Below are 19145 nucleotides of genomic sequence, written 5' to 3' on the forward strand. Positions count from 1 at the left end.
GACACTGAGCGCACACGTGTGCCTGCGCAAAGTGCGGGCAAAGTTTTTCTCTGTGGCCATGAAGACTTTCTTTGTGTCCTTTGTGACTTTGTGGTAAAAAAAAACAGGAGTTTGTTTATGGATGCTCATTTAGTTGTTTACATATTTATTATGAAAAGCAATCCACTCGGGCAAGACCTCTGTGAGTAAATCCTTGGAGGGCAGGAAGGCAATTCGTAAATGATATGTACCCTCTTTTTGTCCAAAGCCAGAGCCATTGACCGTGGATAAACCGGTCTCTTCGAGAAGGGCCATGCAGTAATCAAAATCATCTGTTCCGGCAGGCAATTTATTCAGGCGGGGGAAAAGGTACATCGCCCCTGTTTTTCCAAAAACTTCGACACCCTCCATTTCCTTGAAGGCCTCACGGATCATCGTTGCCTTTTCATAGAGTTCCCCAAGGATCTTTTCTTTTTCGGCGATGAAGTTATTATGTTCAGTATTCCTTGCCTCAGGGGGGCTGACCATCAGATAAGTGATAATTTGTCCAACCGTATTTGCGCATAAGCTGACAGAAGCTTGTTTCAGGAGGAGATCTACAAAATTAAGCTCTGTTCCCGCAATTTGAGGCGGATTGCGCACTTCGAGATAGCCGCCACGATGCCCGCACTCGCCATAAAATCCCTTTGAGATGCTGTGCAGGCTAAAGATGGGCACGCTTTTTTCATCACCCAGTGCTTTGGCAAAGGAGACAAATTCCCCGCCATAAAGATTTTCCTGGTAGACCTCATCTGCAATGATCGCCAGACCATGTTTTTTGGCAAATGAAAGCACTTCATGAATGCTCGCAGCGTCCAGAATCGCCCCGGTCGGATTGCCGGGGTTGATGACCACGATCGCCTTGACATTCACCCCTTCGGCTACGGCCTCGGCATGGGAATTCTCAAGCTCTTCTCTCCCCAATGCCCAGTCTTGATCTTCGTTCGGATAATAATTAACCTGTACACCACCGTACATTTTGACCGAGGCAGAGTAAAGTGGGTATTGGGGGATGGGGATCATGATCCCATCTGTTTTTTTTGCAATGAGCAAATTGAGGATCCGTTTTGCCCCATCGCTGGCCCCATCGGTGAGAAAGATATTTTCGGGGTTAGCAGCCAGGCCGCTCCCAGACGAGAATCCATCTCGCCTGTTAATAAAATCCGCAACCGCTTCTCGTACAAAAAGATATCCTTTGCTTTCGGTATAGGCCCCGACACCTTTTTCTGTTTTGGCCAGGATGCTTTCGCTAAGGGCCAGAATATCTTCCGAAATAAAATCTTCATCCTGGAGTTTGCTGAAGGGGGATGCTTCAAAAATATTTTTAAGCTCTCGTTCACGGGCAATTTTGGAAGGATCTTCAACGAGGCTGAGAACCTGTCGATAGTAGGTCATTGGGGCTTGCCCCAAGGCTTGCGGGTTGCCGATATTGCAGGAAATAATTTTTTTACCTTCACTCTTCAGCTTTGCCGCTCGCTGGGGAATGGGGCCTCGAACAGCATATTCCATTTCGAGGATATTTTTATTGATCTCGATTGTGGGTTTGGTGGAGGGCATTAATTATCTCCTTGGAATTTCCTTTATTGATGCTCAACTGCGTTTTCAGCGTAGACGCCGCGATATTCTTCGGGCAATAATCTGGCAATATGCGACATAACCAAATCGGAGTTGAGTTGGCGGGATGCGTGCCGGTCTTTACCCTTGCTGATACTCGGTGGCAAATTGAAAGGAGCTCCGATTCGCAGTGTGAGAGGCGGGCGTTTGCCTCGTTTGGCATGTTTCCAGTAATCGCTGGTCGTCCCGATGATCCCTACGGGGATGATGGGAACCTTCGCCTTTTCAAAGATATATGCCACCCCGGGTTTTGCCCTTCTCATCGCAGTTTCATGTGATCGCCCCCCCTCTGGTGCGATCAACAAAGGCCGACCAGAACTGATTGCGCTGAAAAGTTTATCAAGTAATGCGCGGTCGTAGTTACCGCGATGAACAGGGATCACGCCATAGGATTTGAGTAATTCTCTCTGCCCAGGTTTTTCAAATACAGTTTGGGCGCCTATCACTTCGAGCATTTCGGGCCAAAAGGAGGTGATAAAGGGCGGATCAAAGAGAGAGACATGGTTCATTGCCACGATATACGGTTTGCCATAGGGAATATTTTCCTTGCCTTCGATGGTGATTGGTGAAAGCAGATGGAAGATGCTGCGAAGAAGGAATTTGATTATTGGGCGTGCAATTTTTATTCTGGTGGGAATCTGATATTCGTTCATGCGCACAATGCCATGATTTTCTCAAAGACCTGATCTTCATTGAGCTGATCGGAATTAAGGATGATGGCGTCTTCGGCGGGCTTTAACGGAGCGATATCGCGCGTGGTATCAATATGATCTCGTTGAATGACCTTTTGCAGGATTTCAGCATAATCCGCTTTTTCACCGCGGGCGATGATCTCGTCGTAGCGGCGGCGGGCGCGCTTTTCGGCAGAGGCATCAAGATAAATCTTCAGGTCGGCTTCAGGGAGGACAACGGTCCCAATATCGCGCCCAACCATGACGACCTTGCCACGTTTTCCAATCCGGCGCTGCTGAACGGTGAGTGCAGCACGTACCCCTGGATAGGCCGAGACCACTGAAACATTTGCGTCCACTTCCGGGCGGCGGATTTGCCAGGTGATATCTTCGTTTTCAACAAGAACATCGCAAGCGCGGCCATCCACCTGGGAGGTTGATCGCACGTCAATGGGTGTATCTTCAGTTAATGTGGTGACCGCATTTTCATCATGGATGTCGATTTTGCGTACCAGCGCCATCCAGGTCACGGCGCGGTACATGACGCCTGTATCAAAGAAGAGGTAGTCAAGGGCATCAGCCACCCGGCTGCCAACGGTTGATTTTCCGGAGGCCGCGGGGCCATCGAGGGCAATGATCTTGGGAGGGGATTGTTTCATTGGTTTCTTATTCTTGTTGATCGCTATCTTCAAATGAATCCTGGATGCCAGCTTCTGCTCCCTGATTTTGACTGTCAAAAAACAGATCGTTTCTTGCCCAGAAAATTATTCGTTCTGAGATTTGTGGAAGTTCACGCAAAACCAGCCATTTCGGCCAGTTGGTTGCTGAAGTCCAATCAGTGTTTTTTCGCCAGACAAAATCTTGCCCTCGATAGGAGGAGGCTAATTCCGGGTTTCCAACTTCGGAGGTGATCACCAATTCGGGGGATGTCATAAAATCAAGCGCTGATTTTTCCTCCGCGTTATGATTGCGAAGCACCCAAAGCAGGGCGGGAGAATTGACTCCGTTGACGGTAATATTGAGGGTTTGCGCATCGCCTCGAGACCAGGTCGAAATTTGTTCGATTGTCTCGAGCAGCAAGCCAGCCTGAGGGACGCGCGCGGCGGAGTCCCAGAGTTCGACACCCTTTGGGGTGCGTAATCCTGTTGATCCCCACGCCACGCCGAGGGTATAAAGAGCCAACATCAGTGCGGTCCCCCAGGTTCCTCCGAGGGTCGCTGTCTCCAGGGACCAGCCAAAGGCGATCAACGCAAGACTTAAGATGAGTAAGGCCACCGAGCCCCCCAGTAAAATCAGGCGGTTGGAGGTGATTTCTGCATTGCCAGGTAAGATCCCCGCACCAGCGAGATTGATCCAGGCGAAACTTAATAAAATGATGGTGAGAGCAAAAACACCATTGGTTTCGTTACGGTCATAAGCGGGTAGTCGCAGGTGAGGGTTGATCTCTTTTGCGCTCAAAATCCAGAGCGGCAGGGCGGCCCAGATCAGGTCACTGACCTGGCGAGCAGGGTAAATAACAGCCAAAATGAGCGCGGTTGCCGCCCACAGACTAAGTGCGATACTCACAGAATCTCGTTCTGTCAATCCGCGCCAGATACCGGCGATGCCGAAAAGCAGGGCGAAGGGATAATAGGCGATCAACCCGCCCAGCATCCGTAAGATGGGCACACCGGATGAATAACGCCAGCCGCGCAGGTAATCGATCAGTGAGGAAAACCAGGCGCTAAGTCCACTGGGGGAAAGAAGGAAGAGTGTCCCGACGAGAAGAATTGTCCCGCCTGTGTAAAGCGCGGCAACCTTGAGATCGTCTCTGCGATTACGCTCGTCACCTGGGCTTGCCTCCGATTCTCCAACATCTTTTGCGGGGAGGAGATTCTGGGCCAGGGCCCAGGTCAACCCCAGAATGAGCAATCCCATCCAGACAGCGGGACCACCGAGCAGGGCAATCCCTGCGAAGATACCGGACCACTTTAGCTCATTCTTCTGCCAGGCGATCCAGGCAAAAACGATGCAGGTGAGCGCGAGCATGGTCCCATTTGCCTGACGGGATACCGCGACCAAACCTGGTGCAGCAGCGAGAAGAAAGGCGAGAATTAACGCAGTCCTCTCCCCCAGTTTCTCGCGTATGAAATTTGGCGCAAAAACAAGAAAACTGCCCGCGAGAGCAGGCCAGAAACGGGCCAGGAAATTATTGCTTTCAAAGAGAAAAAAGGGAATGCCGGTCAGCAGGATATACCCAGGTTGCCCGCCGAATAATGGTTTGCTCCCCTGCGCAACCGAGAGGGCTTGTAATGCCCAGGTCGCTTCACCGTCGGTTAATGGGATCGCGCCGAGCCCGAAAAAACGGAGCGCGGCGGCCAGGAGGAAGGCAAGGAAATAGAGATAGTTCAGACGAGATTTCATGGAGCCAATTTTAGCACAGAGGGGAGATAATTTACCGAGGCTGAACGGAGAAGAACAGGATTTTTAACACAAAGGACACAAAGTGTCGCAACGGAAAAAGCTTAGTGCCTCTTTGTTTTCTTTGTGTGCTACCCACGCTGCCTCATCAACTCACGGATCGCATTCCCCATAAATGCATCAATTGGAAATGCCCTAGCTATTTTCAACCCTCAGCGATGATCTTTTCAATTTGTTCTGCTAAAAGCGGAACTTCATTTTGTACAACATCCCAAACAATCTCGTCACTGACCCCAAAATAATGATGGGCCACAATATCTCTAAAACCAGCGATTTTTCGCCATTTGACGTAGGTAAAGCGAGTCTTTGTATCTATTGAAATATGCTTGATGGCTTCACCAATAATTTCTAAAAGTCGTAAGGTGGCATGATATGTGCGATCATCGTGGATGAATTCATCAAAGTTCATTTCTGCTGTAAAACTGATGACTAATTTGCAGGAGTTTTGAACATCGTTAAGATACATCCCCTCATCACGCGACATGGATTAAATCCTGCATAATATAGGGTTTAATTTGCGGTCTGAGAGTTTGAGGCATCACTAAATCCACACTAACCCCCAGTAAATCTTCAAGGAAGAATTTTGTATCCATGAAACGGTCAAAGGTAACCTTCCCCTCAAACTCAACGAGCATATCTACATCGCTATTTTCTCTTGCTTCTCCGCGCGCAACAGAGCCAAAAAGAGACAAAGATTTGACACCAAGTATGGTTAAATGTGCACGATTTTCCTTAATTAAAGAGAATAGTTCTTCACGTTTCATGGTTTTATTATACTTGTTTTCCCTTCTTTTTATATTTTTCTTCGCGTTCTTTGTGTGCTACCCACGCTGCCTCATCAACTCACGGATGGCATTCCCAGTATAGGCATCAATTGGTAAAGCTAAAGCCTCTTCCATCGTGACCCAGACATAGGATTGGGCCTCATCGTTCAGTGTCACTTCACGCGAATCCGTTTTGCAGGCGAAGTCGAAAAAAATGAAGTGCATCTTCTTCCAGAAGGATTCATCCTTGATGAATTCCTGAAAGAAGATGAATTCCAGGTCATAAACATCCAGCCCGGTCTCCTCTTTGGCCTCGCGGATGAGGGCATCGGTCATCTTTTCGCCGACCTCGATATGTCCGCCTGGCACAACGTATTTGTCGTGGAATTTATGTGTGCGTACCAGCAGCATTTTGCCCTCAGGGTTGAAGATCAACGCACCGACGGTGGGGTGGGGGAAGTTTTGTGTTGTCATGTGGTTTTTCCTTTGTCCAGTCTTTGAGCGGAGTGCTGAGCGAATGCGAAGTACGTAGTCGACCTGCGCCCGAATGGATAAGAGCGGTGTTTGCGTACGGCGTCCTTCGACTGCGCTTCCTGTCGGAAGCTCCGCTTAGGAGCTGGGTCTTTTTATCTTATGCGACTGAGACCACAGTGAGCACAGAGATTTTTAAGTTTTTCTTTGTCAGCTTTGTGTGCTCTGTGGTGAAGGGTCTTTTTTTCTCACCTGCACCAGAATCACGCCTGATACCACTACCGCGATTCCGAGAATTTGCACCGGTACCAGCCGCTCATCGAGCAGGAAATAACCGAAGATCGCGGTCCAGACCGGGGTCAGGCTCAGGGCGATATTCATTTGGAAAGCAGGCAAAACTTGCAGGGCATGGTTATATAGGGCGTAGCCGATCGCCGTATTCACAACTGCCAGAAAGAGGATCAAGCCCCAGGTGGCGGGCGGAGCGGAGGGAGCCCCCTCCAGCAGAATCGCGACGAGGAGCGTGATCGCCCCTCCCAGCGCGAGGGGTATGGCCGTCAGCCTGAGCGTAGTAACCGTCCCCGCAAGGGCGAATTTCCGGCTGAGAATGCCAAAAGCGGTGAAGCCGATCAGCCCTATTCCAAAGATGATCAGGCCGAGAATCTCGCCGGCTTGGAAGCCATTGGCGAAGAATAGCCATCCACCAATCAGCGTGATGAGGATCCCGATTGTTTGCATTTTGCTGGGAATTTCTTTTAACCAGATAATGCCGACGATCAGCGTGGTAATCGTGATCGATCCCATCAAAAATGAGACGGTTGTGGCGGGGAGATATTCGAGCGACCAAAAGAGGGCCCCGTTGGCTACAGCATATTGGCTGATCCCGATCAGTAGAAGCCAAGCCCACATTTTTCCTGAAATGGGTGCGCCTTTCACGCGCAGCATAAAGGGGAGCAATAATAACGCGCCGATAAAATAACGCAGCCCGCCAATAGTCAGGGGCCCCAAATCTGAGAGCGCTATTTTGACAATGATGAAAGAGGAGGACCAGATCAGGTTGACGAGCAGAGCTTCGGCTATGGCGAGTGGGTAGGAGGGTTTGTTCAAAAGGTTCACCACAAAGACACGAAGGAGCACAAAGATGGGCTCAAATAACTCTCCGTGTCTCTTTGTGGGATTCTAAACAACTGATTCCGCAACCGTCTCGCCATACTCCAGCAGCGCTTGAACGGTTGCCTCGCTGCGTCCTTCGGCGTAGACCCGCAAAACCGGCTCTGTACCAGATGGGCGGATTAGCAACCATGAGTCATCAGCAAGGATATATTTCACCCCATCGCTGGCGCTGACTTCAACCACCTTTTGATCGGCAATTTCTTTTGGCGCCTGCTTGGTGAGAAATTCTGTCATTTCAGCTTTTTCGACGGGACGTTTCAAACGCAGATCCGTGCGCTGATAATGCGCCGGGCCAACATCGGCAAGCAGGTCTTCGACCATATCGAAAAGAGGCTTCTTGGCTGCTGCGACCATCTCAACGATCAACAGACCCATCAGGACTCCATCACCCTCAGGGATATGCCCTTTAAAGGAGATGCCACCTGATTCTTCCCCGCCAATGAGCACATCTTCGCTCATCATATAATCGGCAATGTGGTTGAAGCCAACCGGGGTCTCGTAGATTTTTAATCCATAACGTTTGGCAAGACGATCGATCATCCGTGTGGTGGAAACTGTGCGCACAACCGCGCCTGTCATACCGCGTGTTTCGACGAGGTGTTTCAGCGCCAAAGCCATGATCTTATGCGGGTCAACGAAATTACCGCGTCCATCCATTGCACCGATACGATCTGCATCGCCATCGGTGGCGAGACCGAAATCCCCCATGCCGGTGCTGACCGCGCTGGCCAGCGCGTCTAGATTTGCGCCAATTGGTTCAGGATGAATGCCACCAAATCCTGGATTTAGGTCATGGCGAATCTCAGCCACTTCGCACCCCGTTCCCTGCAGGAAACCTTTAATCGCACCGCGCCCGGAGCCATACATTGAATCGACGACAACATTCTGGGGATTGTCGGCGATCAGATCAGAGTCAATCAGCGTGCGAAGATGCTCATAATATGCAGGCATGGGGTTGAATTTTTTAATCAAATCCAAATCGCGGGCTTCGGAGAAACTCATCAGGTTAGGGCCGCGGGCGCGTTCTTCGTTGTCGTTGATATAGACTTCCACGCGTCGACACTGCATTGGCAGGGCCGAACCGCCATAGGAGGCTTTGAGTTTAATTCCGTTATATCGAGGCGCGTTATGAGATGCAGTCAGCATGATCCCCGCAACGGCATTCAGATCTTTCACCGCGAAAGATACAGCGGGACCGGGGGCATCTGCATGGGTCAGGTGCACTGTATAGCCGTTTGCGGCTAATACGCGTGAAATCTCACCCGCGTAACGATCAGAAAGGAAGCGAGTATCAAATCCGACCACGATTTTCTTTAGGTCAGGCTCGGGAGAGCCATTGATTTTTTTGTCAAATTGCCCGGAAGCGACAGCATCCGCGATAGCCTGTGCGACCATGCGTAAATTGGCAAAGGTAAATGAATCTGAGATAACGGCACGCCAGCCGTCGGTTCCAAAATGGATTGGCATATGTTGATACTCCGTAAAAAATTAAAAGATTATGTCATCGCGAGCCTATGCTTGTCGGCGACGCGATCTCCAACACAGTCTGAAGGAGATTGCGTCGCATAAAGATGCTCGCAACGACATATTATTCCTACCACTCCGGAGAGGGAGTGGCAGTTTTTAGAACAGATTGAATGATCCAGCCTTCAAAACTTTGCTCGCTGCGTACGACCTTCACCTGTACCCAGGGGATACCGTCATAGACTAGCGGAGCCGTCAGTGCTTGCACCAGTTCATTATTATCAAGAGTAATGATCACCGGACCACCCGGTTCACGACGCAGATACGCCCCTCCGCCACTGCTGGCTGTAATCCGCGCATATAACGGGGTGGGATGTGGTGTCAGTGTCGAGGTGGGGGTTAAGGTCGGCTCTAAGGTGATGCCTGGGGAGGGTGGCAAGCTCAACGTCGCGCTTGCCACGGGTTTTTCTGTGGAGGAAGCAGTCGGGGCAGGAGTCTTAGAGGAGGGAATCTCCATAACGGGAGCATCCGTCGGGGTTCCGATCATAAGTACTACGGGCGAGGCCGTGGGCAGGTCTCCGATTGAGGGCGTCGGATTTGTTCCCGGCGTAAGCAGGCTCCCCAATGTGCCAAAGAGGAGGAGCAAGATTAGTGCACTAAAAATCCATCCGGAGGCTCTGGTTGGTCGAAACCCTAAAAAGAAGAGAGCCAATGCGCCGAAGAACATTGCCCATGCCAAATGAGCGGCAAAGACTAAAATGCCTTGGGGCCAAATATGAGTAAGCCCACTTGCAAGACCAAATGCGGCTGCATTTAGCGGCAGGAAGAGTTCGTAAGCGACTATCACACTTGGTAAAAAAGGTTTTTTCTCAGAGCGGACAAAAGACGCTGCCAGCAGGATCGATCCCAAGGCCAAAACGACCAGATCAGTCCACCATAAACGGGAGTGAACGAATATTTGAGTAAGTGTGAGCGGCATCCAGACGCGGGCGGCAAAACCGGCTAAGGCGCCCGTGAGAAAGATAAAAATAATTCCTATAATAAATGCGCCCAGCGTTTTAAAGAAGAAATTTGACATTCCGCTGACCGTAGCGAGAGTCATCCCAACCAAAGGTGTCATAAGCGGCGCCATCAAAATTCCAAAAACGAGGAAGGCTTGCGAATCAAGCAGGTAACCCAATCCCAAAATCGCTCCGCAAAGGAGGGCAAAAATAAAGAATTCATAAGAAGGATAAGCCCGCTGGACAAGATTCTGGAGTAGCTTTGAGCGGCCCTCCACACTTCTCGGCATTCTTTTTTGTCTTTGCGCACGTCGACGTTGGGCGCGTGTAGGGCGCGTTTGTTGAGAAAAATCGGATGGTGTTTGTGGGGGACGTGGGTTTGAAGAGGTCATTTTCGAAGGCTGGCGATAATCCGCACTGGTTTGTTGAGCAGCTCCAGGGCACTGGTCGTATTGGGAAGAAGCAGGTCAGAAGCGTTGAGCGCTTCGATGGCAAGTCCTTCAGGCGACATAACTGCGATTCCTATGGCAGCCTCTTTAAGCATGGCGGCGTCATTGGCGCCTTGCCCTAAGGCGATGACATTTTTTGCGTCAAGTTTGCGGACATACTCTGCTTTTTGCTGAGCCTCATTCCCTTTTTGGATGCGTACCGCAGTCAGATTTAATAGGTGATCAATCTCGGCTTGTTTTCCATGTGTATCTGCCGTAAGCAAATGGATTTGCAAACGGTCACGCAATGCCAGAATTTGCCGCGCTATACCTTCAATTAAAATTCCATCTATGGCTAAAGTTCCGTTTACATCGGTTACGAGATGTTTAATTTCCAATGTCCCACGCCCGGGAATAGTGAGTTCGATCATAGGCATATTATAAGCGACATTCTCCAAATTGCTGTGTGATGTTGACAAAAACCCCAACTGATATATAATTTGGGTCAATATAATAATAAAAGGCTATGAAGAGGACGAGTACACGTTGAACGACAGTCCAGAGAGCAGGCAATTGGTGAAAGCCCTGCCAGAAACGACAACGTCGAATGGCCCTCCGAGCTGCAAGGTGAACGGTAACAAGTAACCTTTGTCGGAATGCCCCCGTTACAGGGCTAGGGTATAAATCATTGTTTCTCATTATTGGCTGTACCCGAAAAGAGTGAAGCTGGCTATTCCCCGAATGCATCATCGGGGATTTTTTTATCTAGCAGCTTAAACTGGGTGGCACCACGGACTACGCGTTCGTCCCTAATAGGGATGAACGCGTTTCTCGTTAAATATGGAGATATGGATGAATCGCACATGCGGAGGGGTGCTGAGGCCCTGGAAGGATCCATCCATAATGCGCAGCAGGCCCAACGCATGTGTGTGTGGTGGACAATTTTTGTCCCCAGATTAGGTTTGAAAGGATATTAAATGTCAAAAAAACGAATTCTCACAGGTCATCGCCCTACAGGGCCGCGACATATCGGTCATTTGGTAGGGACTTTGGAAAATTGGAAGAGGTTGCAGGATACTCATGAGTGCTTTTTCCTGGTGGCTGATCTGCATGTACTCACGACCAGCCAAGCTGATCCTGAGCGTATCCATTCAAATATCTTGAATTTAATGGCGGACTGGCTGGCTGCAGGAATTGATCCAGTGCGGTCAACGATCGTGCTGCAATCCATTATCCCGGAACATTCACAACTTTCGATGCTCCTTAGTATGTTGGTAACTGTCTCGCGGTTGGAGAGGGTTCCGACCTACAAGGAGCAGATCAAGGAATTGAATTTACAACCCTCGCTCGGATTTCTGACATACCCGGTTTTGCAGGCGGCTGATATCTTGCTTTATAAATCGCAGCTTGTGCCAGTTGGCGAAGATCAGTTGCCTCATATTGAGCTGGCACGTGAGATTTCCCGACGTTTTAATAAAATCTATGGCGAGACTTTCCCAGAGCCAGAAGCGCTGTTGTCGGATGCCGCGCGCTTGCCAGGGCTTGATAACCGAACCATGCATACATCCTATGAAAATGCGATTTACCTGAAGGATACGCCTGAGGAGACAACGCGCAAGGTGATGTCAATGTATACCGATCCGACTCGTCTCCACGCAACGGATCCAGGTCATGTGGAAGGCAATCCTGTTTTTGCTTATCACGACATATTCAATCCTGATAAAGTTGAGGTTGAAGAGGTTAAAAACAGCTATCGTGCAGGCAAAGTGGGGGATGTGGAAGTCAAACACCGCCTGGCGGAAGTATTGAATGACTACCTGGCTCCGTTGAGGGAGCGCCGTGCCGAATATGTTTCGCGCCCCAAAAGGCTTCTTGAAGTGCTTTTCAGTGGGACCGCAAAAGCCAAATTGGTTACACAAGAGACTTTGGAAGAGGTGCATGAGAATATGGGATTAATGCATAGCCAATCGTATAGTGAAAAAGTGCTCGCCAAAAATATCCCTGGAATTTTCTGCTAGTAATTTTGGAGGAAAAATGTTGTCCAATATTATTTTTCACCCACCTTGAAGGGTGTCCAGCCCATCAATTTCCAAACTAGCAACCTAATTAACAATCAAACGAAAAACGAACCATTTGAGGAGAATAACATGTCTGAACAAACGCGATTTACCTTGAACGAAACTGATCTGCCGAAACAATGGTACAACATTCTGGCTGATAGCCCCGTTCCCCCTGCTCCTGTGCTCAACCCGCAGACCCTGGAGCCGATCACCCCCGATTTTCTCTCGGTGCTTTTTCCGATGGAATTGATCATGCAGGAGATCAGCAGCGAACGTTATATTGATATTCCGGAAGAAGTGCGTGAAATCTACAAACTGTGGCGGCCTACGCCATTAATTCGTGCCAGACGCCTGGAAAAAGCGCTCGGTACACCCGCACATATCTATTATAAATACGAAGGCGCATCTCCTTCTGGCAGCCACAAACCGAACACGGCTGTGGCACAGGCTTTTTATAATAAGGCTGCCGGAGTCAAAGCGATGACGACCGAAACCGGTGCGGGGCAATGGGGATCGGCGCTCGCGATGGCCTGCAATTTCTTTGACCTCGATCTGGAAGTCTATATGGTCAAGGTCTCTTATGGGTTGAAACCATATCGCCGGATCATGATGGAATCTTTCGGTGCTCAGGTTTTCCCCAGCCCCACCGAAACAACGAATTATGGTCGTTCAGTCTTGGCTGAAGACCCTGATAGCCCCGGATCATTGGGGATTGCCATCTCAGAAGCGGTCGAGGTGGCGGCCACGTCTAATGGGGCCAAGAAATATGGCCTGGGTTCGGTACTCAATCATGTCCTGATGCACCAGAGTGTCATCGGTGAAGAAGCGCTCAAGCAAATGGATTTGGCGGATGAGTATCCTGATGTAGTGATTGGATGTGTGGGCGGGGGTTCTAATTTTGCGGGGATCGCTTATCCATTCTTGCGTGAAAACCTGAAGAATGGACAGCGTACGCGCTTGCTGGCTGTTGAGCCAACCGCAACACCTACTTTAACGAAGGGCGAGTACGCCTTTGATTATGGTGATACAGCCAAAATGGCGCCTGTTGTCAAGATGCACACTCTGGGACATGGCTTCGTCCCGCCAACGATTCACGCAGGTGGATTACGCTATCACGGCATGGCCCCCAGTGTCTCAGCATTATTCGATGCCGGTCTCATTGAAGCTGTATCCGTTCACCAAAAGACGACCTTTGATGCTGCATTGCAGTTTGCTCGTGCAGAAGGCATCCTGGCTGCTCCGGAGAGTGCACATGCTATTCGCGCAGCGATTGATGAAGCCCTGGAAGCCAAAGCAAAGGATGAGAAGCGAGTGATTTTGTTCAATTTGTCCGGGCATGGTCACTTTGACCTGGCTTCGTATGAAACATATTTGGCTGGCGAATTGGAAGATTATGCCCATCCTGCAGAGGCGATCAAGAGCGCGATGGAAGAATTACCAAATGTAGCTTAATGCAGATCCAATAAGAAAAACAGCGGGAGCGAAAAATCCCGCTGTTTTTATATTTAAGAAAATAAGGAAATCTTTATTTCAAACTATCCCGACGTTTTTCCATTTCTTCTTCAGTTGGTTTTCTCATCGTAAGAGTTGATTTTTCTTCCAACTTTTCTTCCCCGAATGCGATTACGGTGATGTGCTGATTTATGAAATCAGGTGGTGAACCGTTTTTGCCTGGGGTTACCTGCCCCAAGGTATAGCCACCGATTATGGGAACATCTTTACCGAAAACATCTTGAACTGCAGCGATTTCAGCTCCAGCCTCGGCTTTGAGAAGGATTTGCCAGGCAATATCAACCAAAACCAAAACAAGCGCTGGTTTTACGCCATCAAGGGCGATATTCGCTTTTTGTGCGGCTCGTTGCGCTGCTTCAATACAAGTTGAGGGACTGCCAGTCAGTAAATAGGCATCCATCCCATCACGGACAGGGGCATTCATTCGGAAACTTCCGTCAGCCTCAACACGTAGTGGTGAACGGATGAGCAGATCCTGGCCCTGTTCAATTCCAAGGGGATAGAGACGCACTAAATAATTGAGGGGCGGAAAACCCCAATCACGCGCCGGATAGCCGAAGAGTTGTGAATATACCTCTGAAGCAGGGCGTCCATCCAGGGCACGGATCCAAAATCCACGTGAGCGGGTAATGCGGAATTGACTTCCAACAGGACGCCAACCATGATCGGACCCGACTCCGATTTTTAGATTCCCTTCAATAATTACGGCAGCTAAACTCCCTGACCCTGCCTGGGCTCCGGCAATTTGAGATGTAACGCCAGTATGCGGGTTGCCGCTTGAGAGGCCTCCAATAAGTGAGATGGGGATACCCGTCCACGCAAGACACATTTGTTCGGCATCACCGTTAAATCCATCAGCAAAGAAAAGTATCTTTTGATCTTTCTTTTGCGTAGTGGATGAAGGCGTAATTCGAAGTGGCGCGGTTCCTAGTGGTGCGGTTCCATGTGAAGCGGTACCTCTTTTTATATCCTCCATTTGAGCACCAGAGGCAAGTTCTCGCAGGAGGGAAGCGGTTTCTCGTCCACTTTGGGCAAATCCTGGAAGCCAGTGTTCCGTTATTTTAAGATCTGGGCTGCTGAACAAAGCCACTGCAACCGAGTTTTTACTCTGACCGTCATTTGTCAGTGTAGACGCAGATGAAAAACCAATGGTTGGCGTTTCTCCTAATAAACTGGAAACGCTGCTGGCAATTTTTTTAGAGTCATAATAACGTGAGGCGACAATAATGGCGAAAGAGGGGGAGCCTATGCCAAGTTTTTTAAGCGCCTGGTGGGTAGCCTGTAATCCTGCTTCTCGTCCGTCAGATGCCTGGGCTTGTCCAACTACTGCTGTTAGAGTCATGGTTATGCCTTATTTTTCTACGACAGGTATGGTAAAGTGAAATGTGGTTCCTTCTCTGAATTCGCTTTCAAACCAGGTGGTTCCACCTGTCAATTCGATCAAACTTTTGGTGATATTAAGACCCAGCCCAGTACCTGGGGCTTCGCGGGCTTTTTCATCTTCAGATCGGAAGAATTTTGTAAATATTTTCTGTTGATCTTCTTCTGTCATGCCGATTCCATTGTCTTTGATCCAGATGTGGACAACTTTGGGGGCGCCATCGGGATCCCATTGGTTATCGGCCACTTTGGCTCCAATAACAATTTTGCCTCCTTCTTGTGTGTATTTGTAGGAATTACTGACAAAATTGACAAGAATTTGTTCAATGCGGGTATTATCGGCCCAAATTTGAGGCAAGGTATCATTGAGATCGAGAGTAATCGTTTGATTTTTCTCAGAAAGTTGTTTGTCCGTTGAACGAATCACGTTTTCAATAATCTCGGGGAGGTCAACTGCTTTAAATTCCATTCGCAGACGCCCAACTTCAATTTTTGAGTTGTCATTCAGATCCGAAACGAGGGTAGACATGCGGATCACATTGGAGCGAATGGTTTGAAGAAAATTGCTTTGATTTTCATTAATTTCGCCAACTGCGCCAGCTGCGATCAGTTCCGTATAGCCTTTGATTGAGGTCATCGGATTTTTTAGCTCGTGAGCAACAAATGAGACAAAGTCACTTTTGGCAATATTTGCTGCTTCGACTTCTGCGTATAGTTGGGCGTTGGCGATAGCGATAGCGGCATGGTCGCTCAGGCGGCTGAGGAATCCGAGATCGACTGTTGTGTCTTCGATGCACTCTAAAAGTATTAGCCCGATCACATTTGTTTCTCGCTGTAGAGGAACGACGATTTGGGTTCTTGTTCCGGGCAACAATCCGCCTTGTTCTATTGGGTCGAGTTGGCGCGTTGTTGGCTGCCCACTTTCAGATGCATCGAGCATGGTGGGTAATTCGAGGGGTAATGCTTTGTCTTTATAGTGATCGAGTTGGTCGCCGTAACCTTCTTGCGCCATGATGTGTATGCCTTCATCATTGAGGTTTCCGATCAAACCTGCATCGGCATGAGAGCGACGCATAGCCCACTCAAGGGTTGTGCGCATTGCCTTGTCGGTTTCAAGGCTGGCATTCAGCTCTCGATCAATACGTTGCATAACGGAAAGCTCCTCAACACGGGCGTTGAGCTCTTGATCGGTAAGGGTGTAGAGGCGGGCATTTTCAACTGCGACGGCAGCCTGTCCAGCAAAAGCGGTGAGGAGAATTTGGTCGTCATTAACAAAAGGAAACCCATCCTTTTTGTTAATCACTTCAACGACCCCGATTACGCGTCCTTTGACCTGAAGCGGAACCGCAAGTAAAGCACGGGTAACAAAACCGGTCTCTTCGTCAGTATTGCCAAACCACCCCTTAGATTCACGAACATTATTTTCGACAACTGGAGCTTGTGTTTCAACGGCCTCCCCGACGATACCTTTTCCAGGTGGGAGGCGTTGTCCTACCAGGTCGGTGGCTGCTGATCCAACGGTAACCGTGAATACTAATTCGTTTGTGTCCTCATCCACCATGAAGAGAGTGCCTGCTTCGCAATCGATAATTTGCACAGCACTTTCAAGAATGTTTTGAAGTAGTGGCTCGTGTTCAAGCGTTGAGGTTAGTTGTTGGGTAATTTCATTTAATGTAGCAAGTTGCTTGGCACGCCGTTCGGTCTCTTGAAGCAAACGAGCTTTGACGATAGCGCCGGCGGTTTGGTCAGCAATCGCTCGAAGTAGCCCGAGTTGTTTTTGGGTAAAGGTGGTATTGGGGTCACGGCTGCCAATGCTGAGTGCACCGATGGTTTCTGAACCGGCATTTAGAGGAACGCCCGCCCAACCGTAAATATTTTGCAGGGATGGTACGACATTAAGCCGCTGACACTCCTGATTGTAATCTTGAGAAAGAAGAGCCCTGCCATTTCTGGCAACCCATTGACCAATTCCCTGGTTGTGGGGGAGAGGATGAATTTCTTTTTCAGTAAGGCGTTGTTGATCCTCGATGCAAAAGCCAAAATAATAATAATCATTGGTCGGATTATTAAGAGTGATATGAAAGTCGGTCGCTGGGATGATCTGTGTGGTTTGGGCAAAAATTAATTCTAGAACGTCGTTGAAAGATAGAGTAATACTAACTCCTTGGGAGATCAAGGTGAGAGCATTCATCTCTTCAACTTGTTGTTCCATGTTTTCTACAACCTGAGCACGCTCAACAGCAATCCCGGCCTGGTTGCTCAAGCTTTCAAGAAAATCAAGTTCTTGACTACTGTAAGGGTCTCCGGAACGACGTATACCCAATGCTATCCAGCCCATGAGTTTGTCGATGCTTTTAAGGGGCACAAAGAGGTGGGCATTGAGCAGGATTAAGCGAGTATTTTCTGAATCTAATGTTTTTGGTAGGTTTGCTGGATCAATATAGAAGGGCAGGTCCTCCTTCAGCAGTGTTTCTACCAACGGGTTATTGTGGGTAAAACGAATATCGCTGGTTAACTTGCCCTGGTACTCCATCGCAGCGTATTGGTTGCTTGCAGGATCATGGATATAGATGTGTAATGCATCGGGGAGCAGGCTTTCTGTGATTGCTTCTCGAAGGATAAGGGAAATTGCTGGCAAGTCTTTTGCATTGGTCATTTTATGCCCAAAATCCTGGAGTGGTTTTTCAAAGGCGTGCCGTCCTCGGAATACGATAGCATCAATCACTGTCTGGATTCGGTTCCGAAGGGGGTTTAATAAGAGGGCTAACAATGCGGCAAATGCGCCTATGGCCCAGGGGTTATTTGCTGAAATCTGGGTTCCGGATACCAGGCCGAACCCCCAGATGATGAGGCCATAACCGAGACTTGCCATCGCAGTTAGAATAATTACAAGTAAACTACGGCTGAAAATATAATCAATTTTGAATAGACGGTACCGCAATATCGCGTAGCCGGTGACAAGAGGGAACCCGATTGTAGAGACAAGTAGATAGGGGCTAAAATTCATTGATCGGAAAAAGGAGATGAACATCCATATCCCGATTGGTCCAAAAGATAATAAGATACCCCACCAAGCCATTTGGATCTGTTGTTTGGCGACGGGCGACTTATCGGTGTAGCTGCGATACAGGAGTATTAAGATAAAGATGATGACTGAAATTCCCGTAAAGCCGTAAATAAATTGCCACTTTTGAATGTAATTGGTAGGCGATTGGAGGTTGTAGATATCAGGGAGCGCAAGCAAGCCTAAAATAAGGGCGATGATGTACCCGATCCTGCGAATGATGGGATACTTTTGGGTGAAACTGAATTCCTGAGGGAAGGTTAACGCCAAATCCAGTAACGCACCTCCGGCAAACCCCACGGAGAAAGTCCACAGAATGGTGAGGTGGTGGGTGGTATATAGGTCAAATAGTGCAGCTGAGCCAATAGAAAAGGAGGTGGCAAATAAAATAAATGCGCGCCCAGCACTTTCTGAAATGCGTAGCCGGGCCATCCACAACCCAAGCAAGAGAAAGACAATCCCTATTCCATAAGGAATGGCAAAGTACTTGATCTTATCAGTGGCTGGGAAGGGAATTAGATTGAGGTTCTTATTGCTTTTTGAACCTTCCTCGCGTTGGTAAGTGACCTGAATTTCATCATTAAATTGATACGTGGAGAGAATTTCTTGTATATCACTAGCACTGGAGATGCTTTTCCCATCAATCTCTTTGAGTTGATCGCCTAATGTGACCCCGGACAGGAAAAGTTCCCACGCCTCGTTTTCTGTACCCTCCCTGATTGGTCCAACGCCATTAAAAACCATTGTTTGTTCGACAAATGCGCCAATAAAAGGAGTTTTCCACCATTGGAAAGCTACTACGGGGATGATGATAAATGCAATGACCGCTATCACCTGGTAAACCAGAACGGTGATCTCCAAAGCTTTATTGAAGGTAAATTTCTGTTTAATAAATTGAGGGATGCTCATACATTTGCCCTGCCATATAGAGGAGTATCTTGATTTTTTTACTATATCAGGTAGATAGTAACCACCTAATTATTTCTGACAACTCCATAGTCAGATTTTACGTATCATCTCAATAAAAAGGGGAAAATTGAGAGAAACGAAAGCCTATTAAATTTT

The 19145-nt window shown here is 48.7% G+C and carries 15 protein-coding genes and 1 other annotated feature; of the genes, 2 read left to right on the top strand and 13 right to left on the bottom strand.

What is annotated here, in order from left to right:
• Positions 1-129: 129 nt before the first annotated feature.
• The 11 genes from AC3DOM_RS05745 to AC3DOM_RS05795 form a co-directional block, all read right to left on the bottom strand.
• Entirely contained in the window at positions 130-1575 is a 1446-nt protein-coding gene (locus AC3DOM_RS05745; protein ID WP_487918072.1) for an aminotransferase class I/II-fold pyridoxal phosphate-dependent enzyme, read from the bottom strand.
• A 23-nt stretch (positions 1576-1598) separates the two neighbouring features.
• A complete protein-coding gene (locus tag AC3DOM_RS05750; protein WP_487918073.1) occupies positions 1599-2285 on the bottom strand; it encodes a lysophospholipid acyltransferase family protein in 687 nt (228 codons plus the stop codon).
• Entirely contained in the window at positions 2282-2962 is a 681-nt protein-coding gene (cmk, locus tag AC3DOM_RS05755) for a (d)CMP kinase (protein WP_487918074.1), read from the bottom strand. The genes AC3DOM_RS05750 and cmk overlap by 4 nt, the downstream gene beginning before the upstream one ends.
• 7 nt (positions 2963-2969) lie before the next feature.
• On the bottom strand, positions 2970-4706 hold the full coding sequence (locus AC3DOM_RS05760; protein ID WP_487918075.1) for a hypothetical protein: 1737 nt from the start codon (positions 4704-4706) through the stop codon (positions 2970-2972).
• A gap of 202 nt (positions 4707-4908) precedes the next feature.
• Positions 4909-5247 carry a HepT-like ribonuclease domain-containing protein gene (locus tag AC3DOM_RS05765; protein ID WP_487918076.1) on the bottom strand — a complete coding sequence of 113 codons (339 nt, stop codon included), beginning with the start codon at positions 5245-5247 and terminating at the stop codon, positions 4909-4911.
• Positions 5237-5527, bottom strand: coding sequence for a nucleotidyltransferase family protein (locus AC3DOM_RS05770; protein ID WP_487918077.1), 291 nt, complete (start codon positions 5525-5527; stop codon positions 5237-5239). The genes AC3DOM_RS05765 and AC3DOM_RS05770 overlap by 11 nt, the downstream gene beginning before the upstream one ends.
• A 57-nt stretch (positions 5528-5584) precedes the next feature.
• On the bottom strand, positions 5585-6001 hold the full coding sequence (locus tag AC3DOM_RS05775; RefSeq protein ID WP_487918078.1) for an NUDIX domain-containing protein: 417 nt from the start codon (positions 5999-6001) through the stop codon (positions 5585-5587).
• A 207-nt stretch (positions 6002-6208) separates the two neighbouring features.
• A complete protein-coding gene (locus AC3DOM_RS05780) occupies positions 6209-7105 on the bottom strand; it encodes a DMT family transporter (RefSeq protein ID WP_487918079.1) in 897 nt (298 codons plus the stop codon).
• A gap of 72 nt (positions 7106-7177) precedes the next feature.
• Positions 7178-8638 (bottom strand): phosphoglucomutase/phosphomannomutase family protein, encoded by a 1461-nt coding sequence (locus AC3DOM_RS05785; protein ID WP_487918080.1) that lies wholly within the window; start codon positions 8636-8638, stop codon positions 7178-7180.
• A gap of 127 nt (positions 8639-8765) precedes the next feature.
• The gene (locus AC3DOM_RS05790; RefSeq protein ID WP_487918081.1) at positions 8766-10028 is read right to left on the bottom strand and encodes a DUF389 domain-containing protein; all 1263 of its coding nucleotides are present in this window, start codon (positions 10026-10028) and stop codon (positions 8766-8768) included.
• On the bottom strand, positions 10025-10501 hold the full coding sequence (locus AC3DOM_RS05795) for an HAD family hydrolase (RefSeq protein WP_487918082.1): 477 nt from the start codon (positions 10499-10501) through the stop codon (positions 10025-10027). The genes AC3DOM_RS05790 and AC3DOM_RS05795 overlap by 4 nt, the downstream gene beginning before the upstream one ends.
• An 80-nt stretch (positions 10502-10581) precedes the next feature.
• Positions 10582-10878 (top strand) — a binding site (T-box leader).
• Positions 10879-11041: 163 nt separating this feature from the next.
• On the opposite strand from AC3DOM_RS05795, the gene trpS reads away from it, so the two are divergent.
• Both trpS and AC3DOM_RS05805 read left to right on the top strand, forming a co-directional pair.
• A complete protein-coding gene (gene trpS / locus AC3DOM_RS05800) occupies positions 11042-12082 on the top strand; it encodes a tryptophan--tRNA ligase (RefSeq protein ID WP_487918083.1) in 1041 nt (346 codons plus the stop codon).
• Between the two features lie 129 nt (positions 12083-12211).
• A complete protein-coding gene (locus AC3DOM_RS05805) occupies positions 12212-13576 on the top strand; it encodes a TrpB-like pyridoxal phosphate-dependent enzyme (protein WP_487918084.1) in 1365 nt (454 codons plus the stop codon).
• A gap of 73 nt (positions 13577-13649) precedes the next feature.
• Here the strand turns inward: AC3DOM_RS05805 and AC3DOM_RS05810 are convergent, their stop codons facing one another.
• Both AC3DOM_RS05810 and AC3DOM_RS05815 read right to left on the bottom strand, forming a co-directional pair.
• Complete coding sequence (locus AC3DOM_RS05810; RefSeq protein ID WP_487918085.1) at positions 13650-14978, bottom strand: FIST signal transduction protein; 1329 nt, start codon at positions 14976-14978, stop codon at positions 13650-13652.
• A gap of 9 nt (positions 14979-14987) precedes the next feature.
• Complete coding sequence (locus tag AC3DOM_RS05815; protein ID WP_487918086.1) at positions 14988-18989, bottom strand: GAF domain-containing protein; 4002 nt, start codon at positions 18987-18989, stop codon at positions 14988-14990.
• Between the last annotated feature and the right edge of the window lie 156 nt (positions 18990-19145).

The sequence above is a fragment of the Candidatus Desulfolinea nitratireducens genome (genome assembly GCF_982879505.1).

Coding starts and splice junctions, on each gene's coding strand:
- AC3DOM_RS05775 (WP_487918078.1), bottom strand. CDS start 6,001: ATGACAACACAAAACTTCCCCCACCCCACCGTCGGTGCGTTGATCTTC.
- AC3DOM_RS05760 (WP_487918075.1), bottom strand. CDS start 4,706: ATGAAATCTCGTCTGAACTATCTCTATTTCCTTGCCTTCCTCCTGGCC.
- AC3DOM_RS05810 (WP_487918085.1), bottom strand. CDS start 14,978: ATGACTCTAACAGCAGTAGTTGGACAAGCCCAGGCATCTGACGGACGA.
- AC3DOM_RS05785 (WP_487918080.1), bottom strand. CDS start 8,638: ATGCCAATCCATTTTGGAACCGACGGCTGGCGTGCCGTTATCTCAGAT.
- trpS (WP_487918083.1), top strand. CDS start 11,042: ATGTCAAAAAAACGAATTCTCACAGGTCATCGCCCTACAGGGCCGCGA.
- AC3DOM_RS05795 (WP_487918082.1), bottom strand. CDS start 10,501: ATGCCTATGATCGAACTCACTATTCCCGGGCGTGGGACATTGGAAATT.
- AC3DOM_RS05750 (WP_487918073.1), bottom strand. CDS start 2,285: ATGAACGAATATCAGATTCCCACCAGAATAAAAATTGCACGCCCAATA.
- AC3DOM_RS05745 (WP_487918072.1), bottom strand. CDS start 1,575: ATGCCCTCCACCAAACCCACAATCGAGATCAATAAAAATATCCTCGAA.
- AC3DOM_RS05815 (WP_487918086.1), bottom strand. CDS start 18,989: ATGAGCATCCCTCAATTTATTAAACAGAAATTTACCTTCAATAAAGCT.
- cmk (WP_487918074.1), bottom strand. CDS start 2,962: ATGAAACAATCCCCTCCCAAGATCATTGCCCTCGATGGCCCCGCGGCC.
- AC3DOM_RS05765 (WP_487918076.1), bottom strand. CDS start 5,247: ATGTCGCGTGATGAGGGGATGTATCTTAACGATGTTCAAAACTCCTGC.
- AC3DOM_RS05790 (WP_487918081.1), bottom strand. CDS start 10,028: ATGACCTCTTCAAACCCACGTCCCCCACAAACACCATCCGATTTTTCT.
- AC3DOM_RS05805 (WP_487918084.1), top strand. CDS start 12,212: ATGTCTGAACAAACGCGATTTACCTTGAACGAAACTGATCTGCCGAAA.
- AC3DOM_RS05770 (WP_487918077.1), bottom strand. CDS start 5,527: ATGAAACGTGAAGAACTATTCTCTTTAATTAAGGAAAATCGTGCACAT.